The sequence below is a fragment of the Lachnotalea sp. AF33-28 genome, assembly GCF_003477885.1.
Classification (GTDB): Bacteria; Bacillota; Clostridia; order Lachnospirales; family Lachnospiraceae; genus AF33-28.
This window is the reverse complement of sequence record NZ_QUEE01000003.1, coordinates 410,606-427,233: the sequence shown is the minus strand read 5'-3', so window position 1 is coordinate 427,233 and position 16,628 is coordinate 410,606. Positions and strand designations below refer to the sequence as shown.

Genomic DNA, 16,628 nt, shown 5'->3' with positions numbered 1-16,628 from the left:
ATAAGGGGGAACAAAGGATGTACAGAATTTTGATTGTGGACAATGAGCCTTACGTGGTGGACTGGATTGCGGCGCTTTTAGAGGCGCAGATTGACCGTGAGATCGATGTCTGCAGGGCATATACGGCTGCCGAAGCGCTGGAATGGCTAACGAGGTCCAGGACGGATATCGTCATCAGCGATATCTGCATGCCCAGGATGAGCGGACTGGAACTGGCCGGGCAGGTAAAGGTGCGCTGGCCCTATGCGAGGGTGATCCTGATCACGGCATATGCCCAGTTTGATTATGCGGTGACCGCGATCCAGAACAATGTGGCCGGGTATATCCTCAAGACACAGGGCGATGATGTGATTGTCAGTGAAGTGGAACGGGTCATGGCCATGATTGATGCGGAACTGAATCAGAGGTCCTTTGGCGGCCCCGCGGCGGATATACAGTCAGCTCTTCCGGAGCTGCGCAGCCAGTTTATGAGGATGTTGCTGGAGCAGGAACCGGAAGATACGGATAAAGTAAACGCTCAGCTGGAATCCCTGAAGATATCCATGGATGCGGATACCCCGGTGCGGATTCTCCTGGGAGCCGTGTGGGAGTGGGAGTCCCTGGAGGATCTGGTGGTCCGCAGGCAGCTTGCGGCGAAGATGATCGGACAGATGAACGCCTGTCTGGGCGACTGCGGCAGCCTTTATCCCGTCGATCTGGGAGGCAGCCGCATGGCGTGCCTGATCGGCAGCTTACCGGGCCCTGCAAACGTACCGGCATCGGACGGCGGGCAGGCAATAAAGGGCGCACAGGAGTCCGCGCTGCTCCAGGGCCGTCTGGAAACACTGCAGGACGCCTGTGCGGCGGGAGGCGTATGCCATATCTCATTCATCCTGTATCCCCAGCCGGTGTTTTTAAGAGACCTGCATGAAGCCTACCGTTCGCTGGAGGCGCAGATGAATCGGATGACGCTGGAGAAGGATGTTTTTGTCATACTGGGAAAAGCGGAAAAGGTAAAACGGACAGTGGATCCGGAGGTCATATCCAGGCGGCTGCGCCTGTTTCTGGAAGAAGACCGCTTTGATAAGTTCTTAGAAGCCCTCTCCTATTATCAGGCCCTGGCCAGAGACCGCAGGATCGATACCGGCGACTGCTATAATATCTATTATTCCATAGCGCTGCTTATGAACTCCTATCTGGAAAACAGGCAGCTGCCCAGAACGGATCAGATCCGTCAGATGTCTGCGGTTCTGTTTGATCCGCCTTATGCAGGGCAGTGGACTGAGAAATTTGAAATGCTGATCGGATTTTCCGAAGCGGTATTTTCTACAGAGTCCGAGCTGAAAGCCGGAATCTCCAGAAATACTGTGGAAGCGGTGAAGCGGTATGTGAGAGAGCATATATCGGAGGATATCTCCCTAACCCGGCTAAGCGAAGTGACCGGATATAACACCTGCTATCTGTCCCGCATCTTCAGAGCCCAGACCGGTGAAACGCTGACAGAATATATTGGAAAAAAGAAGATGGACAGGATCCGGGACCTGATGCGGGATCCGGATTTAAATATCGGGGAAATCGCGGAAAAGACAGGCTTTTTGTCCAGAACCTATTTCAACCGCTTCGTGCGCAAGTATACCGGCATGTCCCCGAAAAATTATCAGCTCAGTCTGGTTTCCATAAATTCCTTGACAGAAAGACATTCCCCATCTATAATATAGAAGAAAATATCCTTTAACAGCGATGATGGAGACAGTAAGTCTTTCCGCGAAAGTCACAGCGAACCGGCGCAGGTGCGAGGCCGGTACCGGTAGGGAATCACTGAAGATCACTCCAGAGCTTTCATCCCGAATAACGGCGGAGTCGGCCTGCTGCGGACCCTGTGTTATAAGGATGGACGGTATTCCCCCGTTACAGGGAAGACGTATGTTAGTATGTTGAACTGGTGGTATAGCGAACTTGCCTTCGTCCGTGTTCCGGGCGGAGGTTTTTTGTTCTTCAATAGAAAATGCTCCACTTAGGATCGCACTGCGGCAGGCATAATTGAAGTGACCAGCCGCAGGCGGAGAATCCCGCGAGCGGGATCCTATTTCAATTTATTCTATGTAAAATATGAACGGAGGTAAATTCCCCATGTATGACAAAGTCTCAACAGATCTCAAATTTGTAGACAGAGAGAAGCAGGTAGAAAAATTCTGGGAAGAAAACCACATCTTCGAAAAAAGTATTGATTCAAGAAGAGAAGGTGAAACCTACACCTTTTATGACGGCCCGCCCACGGCTAACGGAAAGCCCCATATCGGCCATGTGCTGACCCGTGTGATCAAGGATATGATTCCCAGATACCGCACGATGAAGGGCTATATGGTGCCCAGAAAGGCCGGATGGGATACCCACGGACTCCCGGTGGAGCTGGAAGTGGAAAAGATGCTGGGCTTAGACGGCAAGGAACAGATCGAGGCTTACGGCCTGGAGCCGTTTATCAATCATTGTAAAGAAAGCGTATGGAAATATAAGGGCATGTGGGAGGATTTCTCCGCTACCGTCGGATTCTGGGCAGATATGGAACATCCCTATGTGACCTATCACAACGACTACATCGAGTCCGAATGGTGGGCGCTGAAGCAGATCTGGGAGAAAGGCCTGCTGTATAAAGGATACAAGATCGTGCCTTACTGCCCCAGATGTGGTACCCCTCTGTCCAGCCATGAGGTGGCGCAGGGCTACAAGGATGTCAAGGAGCGTTCCGCTATCGCGAGATTTAAAGTAAAGGGTGAGGATGCCTATATCCTGGCCTGGACCACCACGCCCTGGACACTGCCTTCCAACGTGGCGCTCTGCGTGAACCCCAACGAAACCTATGTGAAGGTAAAAACAGAGGAGTATGTGTACTATCTGGCGGAGGCTCTGGCAGATACGGTGCTTGGTTCCGGCAGCTATGAGGTCCTGGAGAAATATGTGGGAACCGACCTGGAATACAAGGAATACGAGCCTTTATTTCCCTTCGTGACCCTCAATAAAAAGGCATACTATGTAACCTGCGACACCTATGTAACGCTGACCGACGGTACCGGCGTGGTTCATATCGCACCGGCCTTCGGTGAGGACGACTCCAAGGTGGGCCGCAAATATGACCTGCCCTTCCTGCAGCTGGTGGACGGCAAAGGCGAGATGACGGCGGAAACTCCCTGGGCGGGGACCTTCTGCAAGAAAGCCGACCCGATGATCTTAAAAGATCTGGAGGAAAGAGGCCTTCTGTTCTCCGCGCCTTCCTTTGAGCACAGCTATCCGCACTGCTGGAGATGTGATACTCCGCTGATCTATTATGCGCGCGAGTCCTGGTTCATCAAGATGACGGCGGTGAAGGACGATCTGATCCGCAACAACAATACTGTGAACTGGATCCCCGAGAGCATCGGCAAGGGCCGCTTCGGCGACTGGCTGGAAAATGTGCAGGACTGGGGCATCAGCCGCAACCGTTACTGGGGCACGCCTCTCAATATCTGGGAGTGCGAATGCGGGCATCAGCACGCCATCGGCAGCATCGAGGAATTGAAATCCATGTCGCCCAACTGCCCTGACGGCATCGAGCTGCACCGCCCTTATATTGATGAAGTGACAGTTACCTGTCCTGTCTGCGGCAAGCAGATGAAGCGGGTGCCTGAGGTGATCGACTGCTGGTTCGATTCAGGAGCCATGCCGTTTGCACAGCATCACTATCCTTTTGAGAATAAAGAACTGTTTGATCAGCAGTTCCCGGCCAAGTTTATCTCCGAGGCCGTGGATCAGACCAGAGGCTGGTTCTATTCCCTGCTGGCGATTTCCACGCTGCTGTTTAACAAGGCGCCCTACGAAAATGTGATCGTGCTGGGCCACGTGCAGGACAAGGACGGACAGAAGATGTCCAAATCCAAGGGGAACGCTGTGGATCCGTTTGAAGCGCTGGATGCCTACGGCGCAGATGCGATCCGCTGGTATTTCTATATCAATTCCGCGCCCTGGCTGCCCAACCGTTTCCATGGGGATGCCGTGGTGGAGGGACAGAGAAAGTTCCTGGGCACCCTGTGGAATACCTACGCATTTTTTGTGCTCTATGCGAATATTGACAACTTTGACGCTACCAAATATACTCTGGAATACGATAAGCTCACTGTCATGGACAAATGGCTGCTGTCCAAGCTGAATACCGTCGTAAAGACCGTGGACAGCTGCCTGGGAGACTACAAGATCCCGGAAGCGGCAAGAGCCCTTCAGGAATTTGTGGATGATATGAGCAACTGGTACGTAAGGCGCAGCCGTGAGCGTTTCTGGGCCAAAGGGATGCCGCAGGATAAGATCAACGCATATATGACGCTGTATACGGCACTGGTTACGGTGTCCAAAGCAGCGGCGCCCATGATCCCGTTCATGACGGAAAACATCTACCAGAACCTGGTAAGAAAGATCAATAAAAACGCCCCGGAAAGCGTGCATCTGTGTGACTTCCCGGCGGTCTGCGAAAGCATGATCGACAGCGAGCTGGAAAAGAATATGGACGCCGTACTTGAAATCGTCGTGATGGGCCGCGCCTGCAGGAATACCGCAAACATCAAAAACAGACAGCCCATCGGCAAAATGTTTGTGAAGGCAGGCTCCGTTCTGCCGGAATTCTATGTGGAGATCATCGAAGATGAACTGAATGTGAAGGAAGTGGTCTTTACCGATGATGTGAGGGCGTTTACCACCTATACATTCAAGCCGCAGATGCGCACGGTGGGACCGAAATACGGCAAGCTTCTGGGTAAGATCAAAGAGGCGCTCACATCCCTGGACGGCAACGCCGCCATGGATACGCTGAATGAAAAGGGTGTTCTGGAATTTGAGATCGACGGGCAGAAAGTGGAGCTGACAAAAGACGATCTGCTAATCGACATGGCCAAGACTCCCGGCTATGTGTCCGAGAATGAAAAAGACCTGACTGTTGTGCTGGATACCAACCTGACCGAAGAACTCATCGAGGAGGGCTTTGTCAGAGAGCTGATCAGCAAGATTCAGACCATGAGAAAAGAGGCAGGATTTGAGGTCACCGATCATATTAATGTATATCAGGATGCCAACGATAAGCTGGCGGATCTGATCAAAAAGCATGCCGACGAAATCAAACACGATGTCCTGGCCGACTATATCATCATCGGTGAAACTGACGGGATCGCCAGGGAATGGAATATCAACGGTGAAACCACGATGCTTGGCGTTGAACGGGTGCATAAATAAACCTGAATGGAGGAGTCTGTCACTTGGAAAGAAAAGATTTCAATAAAGAGACATTTAAAAAGAATATCATTGATAACGTGAAAAACCGTTACCGTGTCACCATTGATGAGGCTACGCCGCAGCAGATTTTTCAAGCTGTGGCCTATGCCATCAAGGATATCATCATAGACGAATGGATCGCCACCCACAAGCTGTATAAGGAAAAGGATGTAAAGGTGGTGTATTACCTGTCCATGGAATTCCTCATGGGCCGCGCACTGGGCAATAACATCATCAACCTCTGCGCCTGGGATGAGGTGAAGGCGGCGCTGGCAGAACTGAATGTGGATCTGAACCTTTTGGAGGATCAGGAGAGGGACTATGCCTTAGGAAACGGCGGCCTTGGAAGGCTGGCGGCCTGCTTTCTGGATTCCCTCGCTACTCTCGGATATCCGGCTTACGGCTGCGGCATCCGCTATAAATACGGCATGTTCAAGCAGCAGATTGAGAACGGCTACCAGATCGAGGTGCCGGACGACTGGTTAAAGAACGGAAATCCCTTCGAGGTCCGCCGGGACGAATACGCACAGGAAGTGAAGTTCGGAGGATATGTCCGTGTGGAACGGGGCAGCGACGGCCGGGATCACTTCTTCCAGGAAGGTTATCAGTGCGTGCGCGCGGTGCCCTACGATCTGCCGGTCATCGGATACGGCAACAACGTGGTGAATACGCTGCGCATCTGGGATGCGGAACCCATCAATACGTTCAATCTGGAGTCCTTTGACAAGGGCGATTATCAGAAGGCGGTGGAGCAGGAAAATCTGGCAAAAACCATTGTGGAGGTGCTCTATCCCAACGACAACCACTATGCCGGCAAGGAGCTGCGTCTGAAACAGCAGTATTTCTTCATATCCGCCAGCGTGCAGCGCGCGGTGCAGAAATATATGAGCATCCCCGGCCATGACATTCATAAGCTGCATGAAAAAGTCTGCTTCCAGCTTAACGATACTCATCCCACCGTAGCGGTGCCCGAACTGATGCGCATTCTGCTGGATGATTTCAACCTGACCTGGGATGAGGCGTGGGAAGTGACCAGCAAAACCTGCGCGTATACCAACCACACCATCATGGCGGAGGCTCTGGAAAAGTGGCCCATCGAGCTGTTTTCCAGGCTGCTGCCCAGAATCTATCAGATTGTTGAAGAGATCAACCGCCGGTTCGTGAACCGGATCCGCGAGACGTATCCGGGCAATCAGGATAAGGTGGCCAAGATGGCGATCATCTACGACGGCCAGGTGAAGATGGCTCATATGGCCATTGTGGCAGGTTTCTCCGTAAACGGTGTTGCCCGCCTGCATACGGAAATCCTCAAAAAGCAGGAATTAAAAGACTTCTATGAGATGATGCCTGAGAAATTCAACAACAAAACCAACGGCATCACCCAGCGCCGTTTCCTGCTTCATGCCAACCCCCTGCTGGCGCAGTGGGTGACCGACAAGATCGGCGACGAATGGATCACCGACCTGTCCCATATAAAGAAGCTGGAAGTGTACGCGGACGACAAGAAATGCCAGCAGGAGTTCATGAATATCAAGTATCAGAATAAGCTTAGGCTGGCGAAATACATCAAAGAACACAACGGCATCGATGTGGACCCAAGATCCATCTTTGATGTGCAGGTGAAGCGTCTGCACGAATACAAGAGGCAGCTGCTGAACATCCTGCATGTGATGTATCTGTACAATGAGCTGCGGGATCACCCGGATATGGAGTTCTATCCCAGAACCTTTATCTTCGGCGCCAAGGCCGCTGCCGGTTACCGCCGCGCCAAGCTGACCATAAAGCTGATCAACTCCGTGGCGGATGTGATCAATAACGACAAATCTATCGGAGGCAGGATCAAGGTGGTATTTATCGAAGATTACCGCGTATCCAACGCGGAAATCATCTTCGCGGCCAGCGATGTCAGCGAGCAGATCTCCACAGCCAGCAAGGAAGCTTCCGGCACCGGCAACATGAAATTTATGTTAAACGGCGCGCTGACCCTGGGCACCATGGATGGGGCCAATGTGGAGATTGTGGAGGAAGTGGGCGAGGAGAACGCCTTTATCTTCGGCCTTTCCAGTGATGAGGTCATCCGCTATGAGAACGAGGGCGGTTATGATCCCATGCAGATTTTCAACAACGACCAGGATATACGCAGGATCCTGATGCAGCTGATCAATGGGTATTTCTCGCCCCAGGATCCGGAGCTGTTCCGCGACCTGTATAATTCTCTGCTCAATACCAAGAGCAGCGACCGCGCCGATACCTATTTTATATTGAAGGATTTCCGCTCCTACGCTCAGGCGCAGAAGAGGGTGGAGGCTGCGTACCGCGATGAGGCATGGTGGGCGAAAGCCGCCATATTAAATGTCAGCAATGTGGGTAAATTCTCTTCGGATAGAACAATTCAGGAATATGTGGACGATATCTGGCATCTGGAGAAGGTCACGGTAGATATCTGATGTTCAAACGCACGGCAGGCGTAAGGCAGGTTTTCCCTGCCGTGCGGACGGCGGATAAACCGCTGGCAAGTACAGAGACGGATGGGGAATGAATGGATAAGGGTAAAGGGATTAATAACAGTGATTTGAAACAGCGAAACCGCGGCCTGCTGCTGCAGCTGATTGCGACAGGGGAGTGCAGCACCAGGATCAGCCTTGCCAGGTCCAGCAGACTGACCAAGATGTCCGTTACCAACATCATCGATGAATTTATACAGATGAAGCTGGTTGTGGAGGGTGAGCGCGAAAAGCAGGAAATTCAGGGCAGAAATCCTGTCCTGCTGGATGTATCGCCCAGCGCGCCGAAGGTGATCGGTATTCTGATCAACCGTGAATACTGCGCGGCGGTGCTGTGCGATTTGCGGCTGAACGTGCTCTGCACCAAGCGGATAGAGATGGACAGCGGCGACAGGGAATGGTTTTTGGATAACCTGTGCGGCCTCATTGACAGCATGCTGGACTGGGAGCCCAATGTTCTGGGGATCGGTGTGGCCTCCATCGGCCCTCTGGATGTGGCAAAAGGTGTGCTGCTGAATCCTCCCCGCTTCTACGGCATCAAAAATGTGCCGCTGGTCGCGGAGCTGAAAGAAAGATACGGGATTCCCGTATTTATGGATCATCAGTATAATTCGGCGGCCCGGGCGGAAAAACTGTTCGGATGCGGCAAAAATTTTTCTTCCTTTATATTTGTGGGCATCACCAACGGCATCGGCGCGGGGATCTATCTGGACGGCAGGATACTGCAGAGTCAGGCCGGGCTGGGCAGTGAACTTGGTCATATGAGCGTAGACTACAGAGGGGTCCGCTGTGAATGCGGCAATTACGGATGCGTTGAAAACTATGCCAGCGCCACCGTTATCTGCCGGAAAGCGGAAGCCGCGGTGGGCCGGAGGCTGACCTTTGATGAATGCTGCGAGCTCTGTGATGAGACCATCATCGACCGGATTATTACCGATGCGGTGGACAAGCTCGGGTACTGCCTGGTGAGCGTATGCAATCTGCTGAATCCCGAGGCCGTTATTCTGGGACATGAGGGCGTTAAGCTTCCGCAGCGCTATCTGGAGCGGATGGAAGATTATATCAATCAACATAAGCTGTCCAGCGGCTATAACCATATACGGATACTCAAGGCGTCGTTCGGTGAAGAGACTCAGCTGGCCGGCGCGGCCTGCAATGTGCTGGATCAGGTTTTTGGAGGGCGGATATTATTTGACGGTCCTAAAACATCATAAAGCATTTGGATTATATGGAGCCGATGTGCTGATCAAATCAGTGCCCGGCTCTTTTGGCTAACAGACAGCATCATTAAAATAATAGTAAAATAAATTTACAATCAACAATCGCTATGTTATAATAGCGATAACTATTAGTACGCGCTTAGTTGTGTCTATGCAGCAGAAAGTTATCAAAAGCGGAAGCACGCTGAAGCGTGCGCAGGTCATCAACCTTCGGTTGGTGACAGGAAAAGGAGGATGTATGAACAGCAATAGTGTTGCAGAAAGCTATCGGCAGCTGAAAGAAAAAGCGGCGCAGGGCTATTGGGCCCAGCGGATACTGGCAGAGACCGGCTATTTGATGGAATTGCTCTATGGGAAGGAAGACGATACCGGCCTGCTCATAGAAGAGGCGGTTGGGCTGCTTGAGCAGGAATATGAGAAAAACGGTCTGATCACCCCGGAGGCGGCAGAACGGGCGGAACAGCTCCTGCTCCCGCTGTCTGAAAGAGCTAAGGAGTACACACTGATCTGTGCGGCCCATGCCCATATTGATATGAACTGGATGTGGGGATATCAGGAGACGGTAACGGTTACCCTGGATACGGTCAGGACAATGCTAAGGCTTATGGAGGAATACCCGGGCTTTACCTTTTCACAGTCTCAGGCATCCGTATACCGTATCGTTGAGGAATACGCGCCGGAGCTTCTTAAAGAGATACGGGCCAGAGTGAAGGAAGGACGCTGGGAGGTGACGGCTTCCACCTGGGTGGAAAACGATAAAAACATGCCGGCAGGGGAAGCCATGGCCAGGCACCTGCTCTATACAAAACGCTATCTGTCCGAACTGCTTGATATTTCCATGGATTCTCTGAATCTGGACTTTGAGCCGGATACCTTCGGACACAGCCGAAATATGCCGGAGATACTGCAAAAAGGCGGAGTCAGCCGCTACTATCACTGCAGAGGATATGACGGGGAGTTTTTATACCGGTTTAAAGGTATATCCGACGCGGAGGTTCTCGCTTACAGAGAACCGTACTGGTATAACGCTGCGATCTGCTATGATATGTGCAGCATACTGCCGGAATTCTGCCGGCGCTACGGCATGAAGGCCATGCTCAAGGTATACGGGGTCGGCGATCATGGCGGCGGGCCCACGAGACGCGATCTGAACCTGCTTCAGGATATGGCCGGATGGCCGCTTTTGCCGAATATAAGATTCGGGACATTCCGGGAATTTTTCGACCTGGCGGAAGCGAGAAGAGACAGTCTTCCTCTGGTGGATCAGGAATTAAACTATGTCTTTACGGGATGCTATACTTCGCAGTCCAGAATCAAGGCGGCCAATCACATGGGTGAGGCGAGACTTACGGAGGCGGAGGCGCTGGACTGCATGGCCCTTCTGGAAAATGGAGATTATACGCGCGCTCCAGGATTTGAGAAGGCCTGGAGAAAAGTGCTGTTCAATCAGTTCCACGATATCCTGCCCGGTTCGGGAACCGTTGAAACGCGTGAGTATGCACTGGGTGAATTTCAGAAGGCCATGGCTGCGGCAGGCGCAAATGCGGTCCGGGCTATGGATTTCATATGCCGCAGCGCATCGGAAACCGATGGCCTCGTGTTTGAGGATACCGCTCTGGGAGCCGGGGCGGGCAGCGGAGTGGATGACGGGCACGGATACGGCTTTTCCAAAAGCGAGATGGGCAGCGGACCTGTGCGCCATGTTGCAGTGTTTAATACCACACAGTATGACCGTGAGGAAATGGCGGAGATCATGCTCTGGGACTGGGACCGTGAGCCGGATCAGACGCGGGTCTGCGATATGGAGGAGCGCGAGCTGCCTTTCCAGGTTCTGGAGAGAGGCAGCGGTTATTGGGGACATACGTTCTGCAAGATGCTGGTTTGGATTAACATACCGCCGTTCGGATACAATATCTGCCGGATTATGCCGCTGCCGGCAGACAGGATCGGCTTACAGTTCCCGGCGGATTCCAGAACAGATCACATTACCGACGAAGACCTCTGTATGGAAAATGACAGAATACGTGCGGTGTTTGAGCGTTCCTCAATGAAATGTGTGTCTTTGATCAGAAAATGCGACGGCGCAGATTTGATCGTGCGCAGCAAGCCTGCCTGCGGTTTTCAGCTGATTACAGAGGACACCAGCCAGGGCATGACCGCATGGAGGGTTGGAAAAATAGCTGCGGTGAAAGATCTGAACGGGGAGTGTGAGATATATGAGGAAGGGGAGAATCTGACCGGAATACATAAATATGCGGCTTACCGCCTTTCTTTTGGCAGCAGCAGCCTGCATGCGAAGATATCCCTGGATGAGGGAAGCGATCTGCTGCAGTTTCAGGTGCGGGCTGACTGGATGGAGAGAGGAAGTAAACTGACCGGCGTGCCCCAGCTTAGATTCTGTGTGCCGTGCGGCTATGCACCGAAGGAATATCGGTATACAATACCGTTTGGAGTGACCGACCGTCCGTCCCAGGGATGGGATGTGCCTTCTGTCAGTCTGGCCTGTGCGCTGCCAGAGTCCGGTGCCGGAGCGCTGGCGCTGATTAGTGACAGCAAGTATGGTTTCCGCGGATTTGGGGAAACACTATCTCTGAACCTCATACGCGGCTCTTATAATCCGGATCCCTGCCCGGAGATCGGAGAACATGAGATGCGCTTTGCCGTAGTTGTTTGTGAGAGCGGTGCCAGTGAACTGGCGGAGCTGTCGGAGAAGTTTTTACACCCGCTTATATCCCGTTCCATGGGAGGCTATCCCCGCAAAAGCGCCGGATGCCGAAGCTTCTGCCGTGTGGAAGGAGCCGTGCTGTCGGCGGTTAAAGCGGCCGAGGATAACCGCGGGCTGATCGTGCGTATATACAATGTAAAGGATGTGCCGTCAGAGGCCAGAATATACCTGCCAGGCAGAAAGCTGGAAGCATATCGCTGTGATTTTATGGAGCGGGATCAGGAAAAAATAGATACACCGGATGAAGAAACCGTGCTGTATGAGCTGCAGCCGGGAGAGGTCTGCTCTTTCCGCGTGGTATTACGGTAAAAGGATTGCATGTACTAATTTCTCCCCGCATACAATGATAGAGATATCAAAGTATGCGGGGAGAAATTGTTCATGAAACAAAAAATGCTGCAAATGCTTGGATGGGCCGTCATCTCGATGTGCCTCCCTTATCTCATCACCCTGATTTGGACCGGCCAGATCGAGCGGCAGAAGAATGAACTGGATTATAGCGGGAAGACTATTATAGTAGAAGGCGAACAGATGGACCTGGAGAATTTTGTTATCTATATACTGGCGGAACAGATTCCGCCCGAATATCCGGCGGCAGCGCTCCAGAGCCAGGCTGTGATTGCCAGAACTTATCTGTACCAGATGCTGCAGGGACAGGGAGAAGTATCGGCTGACACCTTAAGCATCGCTTATAAAACACTGTCACAGATGAAAAAAGAGTGGGGAGACAGATATACAGAATACTACAAAAATCTTGAAAATGCTGTGGCCGCCACTGCGGGGCGGACGCTGAAATATGAAGGCGGATATATCGACGCCATGTTCCATCATGCCTGTGCGGGATATACCAGGTCCGGCGGGGAGCAGCGCCCCTACCTCATGCCTGTGGCCAGCGACGATGTTTCTTATGAAGGCTTTCTGTCCATCAGCACATGGACTCCCGATGAATTTGTAAAAAGAATTCAGGAGCTGCACGGCGATACCGGCCTGTCCGCTTCCGGGATCATGGATACGGTACAGATTGTGGAACGGGATGAAGGCGGATATATCACCGCGATCCAGATCGGCACCGCATTATATAAAGGAGAAGAAATTCAGGAAGCGCTGGGTTTAAGTTCCCCGAGCTTTACCATCGAATCCTTTGAGGATAAGATACGCATCGTATGCCAGGGAGACGGGCACGGATTCGGTTTAAGCCAGTGGGGCGCGGCGCAGATGGCTGAAAACGGCAGCACCTTTGAAGAGATCCTGAACTATTATTATAAGAACATAGAGCTCGCATCGGAGTTTTAATAACAGCGCTGCCGGACAAAAGAGAGGCCGGTTTAATTAACAAAACATGTCAGATTTTTAATTTTGAAAAAGAATAAGCCTACGATTTCAGGCAAGACTAATACCATAGAACAGCCAAAGGCTGACTGGAATCGAGGTGAATATTGTGAAAAGAAAATTTAATAATATGTTTCGGGGAAAGGCGCCTCTGATGCTTCTTCTGGGCTGCCTGGTAATCGCAGCCGCTGTGGCGGGAACCCTCTCTCTTCGCAATGGAACAAAAGAAGAGCCGGAGCAGAGCCAGTACATTGATTTGGACACACCAAAGGACGACTATGTGAAAGCGACACAGACCGCGGAACCTCCTACAGAGGAAGAAACCACTGAGAATGTAGTGGTCAATGTACAGCCCACCGTGGAGGAAACCACAACCGAAGCAGTAACCGAGGAACCGCAGACCGATGTGGCTGCGACCGTGGAACCTGAAATCGAAAAACCCGCAGTTCCCAAACTGCATTTTTCATCCGACGACAAGATAAGCTGGCCGGTACAGGGCAATGTAGTGCTGGACTACAGCATGGATTCTACCATCTATTTCCCCACGCTGGATCAGTATAAATGCAATCCCGCCATTGTGATCCAGGGAGAAGTAGGTACAGAAGTGCTCTGCCCCGTGGACGCCAAGGTAATAACGATCGATCATAATGAGGAAATCGGCGACTTTATGGTTCTGGACCTGGGGGATAATTACCAGGCCAAAATCGGACAGCTGAAGGATATTCCGGTGTCGATCGGCGACGAGGTAAAGGCCGGGGATGTCCTGGGCTGCGTGGCAGATCCCACTAAGTATTATGTTGTGGAAGGCAGCAACGTGTATTTCAGCATGACAAAGGACGGGGCTCCGATTGATCCGTTGGATTATATACAGTAATAAGTGAAAGCCAGTGCAGTCAATGCATTGGCTTTTTTGCTGTTGATTTTAAACCCTGCACTGGTTACAATGAAGAAAACAGGAATCCATAGTAATATGTCAGATGAACGGTTAGAATTCAAAAAGAAGGGGAGAGGAAAGGAAAAATGGGAAACTATGATGTGGCGGCCTATGTATGGCCTGCTTATACCGGAAGAGAAACGAGAACGCGTATGTTTTGGCCGGAAGGCATGGGAGAATGGCAGACAGTAAAGAACGCCGCGCCGAAATATCAGGGCCATACCTGGCCCAGGAGGCCTCTTTGGGGGTATGTGGATGAAGCGGATCCGCATGTGATGGAAATGGAAATTGATGCGGCGGCCAGCCACGGCATCAATGTTTTTATTTATGACTGGTATTGGTATGATGGGAGGCCTTTTTTGGAAAATTGTCTCAATGACGGTTTTCTGAAGGCTGATAACAGAGACAAAATGAAATTTTATCTCATGTGGGCAAATCATGATGTGAACCACACCTGGGATATCAGGCTTTCCTGGGACCAGGAAGATGTGATCTGGAAGGGGGCGGCAGACAGAGATGAATTTGAAACAGTCTGCCATCGGGTGATCGAGAAATATTTCAAGCAGCCCAACTATTATCTGATTGACGGGGAACCTGTATTTCAGATTTATGATCTGGGAAATCTCGTAAATGGACTGGGAGGTGCATCAAAGACCAGAGAAGCGTTGGAGTGGTTTAGAGAGGAAACAGTAAAAGCGGGTTTTCCCGGGCTGCATTTGCAGCTGACAGTTTACGGTGATGTGCTGAACCTCTCCGGACTGGACGGATCCGGATGCAGGACAGAGGGCGAAGCGGTACAAAAACTGGGATTTTCCAGCATCACCCACTATCAGTTTGTTCATTTTGCAGATATTGACCGGGATTACACAGAGATCCTGAAGGATGTAAAAAAAGAATGGAAACGGCTGGACCGGGAGTTTGATATCCCCTATTTTCCGCATATATCCATAGGGTGGGACAATAATCCCAGATTTATCGGAATGAGGGCAGGCGTTGTCAAAAACAATACGCCCGAAGCGGTGCGCGCGGGTTTCAGGATGGCAAAGGAATATGCGGACAGCCATCCCAAACAGGCGCCTTTAATTACGGTTAACAGCTGGAACGAGTGGACGGAAACCAGCTATCTGCAGCCGGACGATCTATACGGCTACGGTTATTTAAAGGCGGCAGAAGAAGTGTTTGGAGAAGGTGAAGATGAAAGAACCCGGAAGGATTTATATTGATTTGCGGCTTTACAGCAGGTACAATATCTACATAGATATGTAACGGTGTGAACTATTTAAAGAAAAAGGAAAGAGTGCGGCTGCGTGGATAAGGAATATTACCTGGCGGAATTGCTGCCATTTTGGAAAGAGATCAATCAGAGTGCCCGCAATGCGCTGACAGCGGCCTCCATGCCTGTTTATTATAAGGCGGGGACGCTGCTGCATGCGGGCAGAGAGGACTGCAACGGGCTGTTTCTGCTGGTGAGCGGCAGGGTGCGTGTGTACAGCATAACTGCAGAAGGAAAAGAGGTCACTCTGTTCCGGCTGCTGGATCGGGATGTCTGTCTGTTTTCGGCATCCTGCATTATGAGAAATATAAATTTTGATGTCTATATTTCCGCAGAAATGGATACGGAAGCGGTGAGGATCCCTGCCGGCATCTATGACCGGCTCTTTAAAGAACAGGTCAGCATCGCGGGTTTTACCAATGAACTGCTAAGCTCCAGGATGTCCGATGTGATGGATATCATGGAGCAGGTGCTGTTCTTAAGCTTTGATAAGAGGCTGGCCAGATTTCTGCTGGATGAGAGCGCATTGGAGCAAAGCGATACCCTGACGCTCACCCATGAGCAGATTGCCAACCATCTGGGCAGCGCTCGGGAAGTTGTTTCACGGATGCTGAAATATTTTTCCGGAGAAGGCCTGGTGGCGGTCTCACGAGGGAAAATACGGCTGCTGAATGTGGATGGGCTTATGGCTCTTTCACAGTGACGGTGGATAAGTAGCTGTTGTGGTAGTGGGAGTCGAAGGTCACGTCCTGGCCAAACCAGCTGGGAGGCTGAAAACTGTTTGCCGATTCTTCATCGGGAAATTCTACCTCAGCGATGACCAGATCCGGCAGCGGGGAATAAAACAGATCCAGCTCCGCTTTCAGGTTCCCCTCAAGCGGAATCAGCACCCGCTTTTTGGAGACGATGTTACCGTCCGCTTTTTCTTTTAAATGAAGATACGCCGCCTTTGTCAGAGGCAGATTATATTCCTCGCGGACCATCATGCCCCTCCCTTTGTAGGTCAGATAGTATTCTTCGTCCTGTCTGCGTATGCGGACCACGGGATCCGTGCACAGGTAGGCCTGCTCAATGTTGTGGTACGCATAATCGGAGAGATTTTCCGGCAGGCGGGTAACTAAAAATTTTCTTTCGATTTCCATGATGTGGCTCCTTTCTAATGAGGAAATTGTCCGCTGCGCGTACGAAAATCAGCGCGGTATAATATCTGTCGACATTATACCATGTCAGCAGGTATATTAACAGAATGCAGATAAAAGGTATTTTTTATGCCCCAATGTGGTTACTATTCACGGTTGGCGGTAAAGCAGCGCATGGCGGGGCAGAGTATGGTCCTCATTGGGATCCCTTGAAGCCCGCCGGTTCTTTCGCTGCG

The 16,628-nt window shown here is 51.5% G+C and carries 10 protein-coding genes; 9 read left to right on the top strand and 1 reads right to left on the bottom strand.

Features of this window, described 5'->3' with window-relative positions; translation table 11 throughout:
* Positions 1-17: 17 nt before the first annotated feature.
* The 9 genes from DWZ56_RS06485 to DWZ56_RS06445 all read left to right on the top strand — a co-directional run bounded on the left by DWZ56_RS06485 (position 18) and on the right by DWZ56_RS06445 (position 15,956).
* Positions 18-1,697 (top strand): response regulator, encoded by a 1,680-nt coding sequence (locus tag DWZ56_RS06485; protein ID WP_118555563.1) that lies wholly within the window; start codon positions 18-20, stop codon positions 1,695-1,697.
* 412 nt (positions 1,698-2,109) lie between these two features.
* A complete protein-coding gene (ileS, locus tag DWZ56_RS06480) occupies positions 2,110-5,229 on the top strand; it encodes an isoleucine--tRNA ligase (RefSeq protein WP_118555562.1) in 3,120 nt (1,039 codons plus the stop codon).
* Between the two features lie 23 nt (positions 5,230-5,252).
* Positions 5,253-7,715: a glycogen/starch/alpha-glucan phosphorylase gene (locus DWZ56_RS06475; RefSeq protein WP_118555561.1), complete on the top strand. Its 2,463-nt coding sequence runs from the start codon at positions 5,253-5,255 to the stop codon at positions 7,713-7,715.
* Positions 7,716-7,807: 92 nt separating this feature from the next.
* A complete protein-coding gene (locus DWZ56_RS06470; RefSeq protein ID WP_118555560.1) occupies positions 7,808-8,986 on the top strand; it encodes an ROK family protein in 1,179 nt (392 codons plus the stop codon).
* 244 nt (positions 8,987-9,230) lie between these two features.
* Positions 9,231-12,026: a glycoside hydrolase family 38 C-terminal domain-containing protein gene (locus DWZ56_RS06465; protein WP_158584474.1), complete on the top strand. Its 2,796-nt coding sequence runs from the start codon at positions 9,231-9,233 to the stop codon at positions 12,024-12,026.
* A 72-nt stretch (positions 12,027-12,098) separates the two neighbouring features.
* Entirely contained in the window at positions 12,099-13,010 is a 912-nt protein-coding gene (locus DWZ56_RS06460; RefSeq protein ID WP_118555558.1) for a SpoIID/LytB domain-containing protein, read from the top strand.
* 145 nt (positions 13,011-13,155) lie between these two features.
* Positions 13,156-13,920, top strand: coding sequence for a M23 family metallopeptidase (locus DWZ56_RS06455; protein WP_118555557.1), 765 nt, complete (start codon positions 13,156-13,158; stop codon positions 13,918-13,920).
* A gap of 146 nt (positions 13,921-14,066) precedes the next feature.
* Complete coding sequence (locus DWZ56_RS06450; RefSeq protein WP_118555556.1) at positions 14,067-15,203, top strand: glycosyltransferase WbsX family protein; 1,137 nt, start codon at positions 14,067-14,069, stop codon at positions 15,201-15,203.
* Positions 15,204-15,287: 84 nt separating this feature from the next.
* A complete protein-coding gene (locus tag DWZ56_RS06445) occupies positions 15,288-15,956 on the top strand; it encodes a Crp/Fnr family transcriptional regulator (RefSeq protein ID WP_118555555.1) in 669 nt (222 codons plus the stop codon).
* Here DWZ56_RS06445 and DWZ56_RS06440 read toward each other — a convergent pair.
* Positions 15,937-16,395: a CYTH domain-containing protein gene (locus DWZ56_RS06440; RefSeq protein ID WP_118555554.1), complete on the bottom strand. Its 459-nt coding sequence runs from the start codon at positions 16,393-16,395 to the stop codon at positions 15,937-15,939. The two genes, DWZ56_RS06445 and DWZ56_RS06440, sit on opposite strands and share 20 nt — an antisense overlap.
* Positions 16,396-16,628 lie beyond the last annotated feature (233 nt).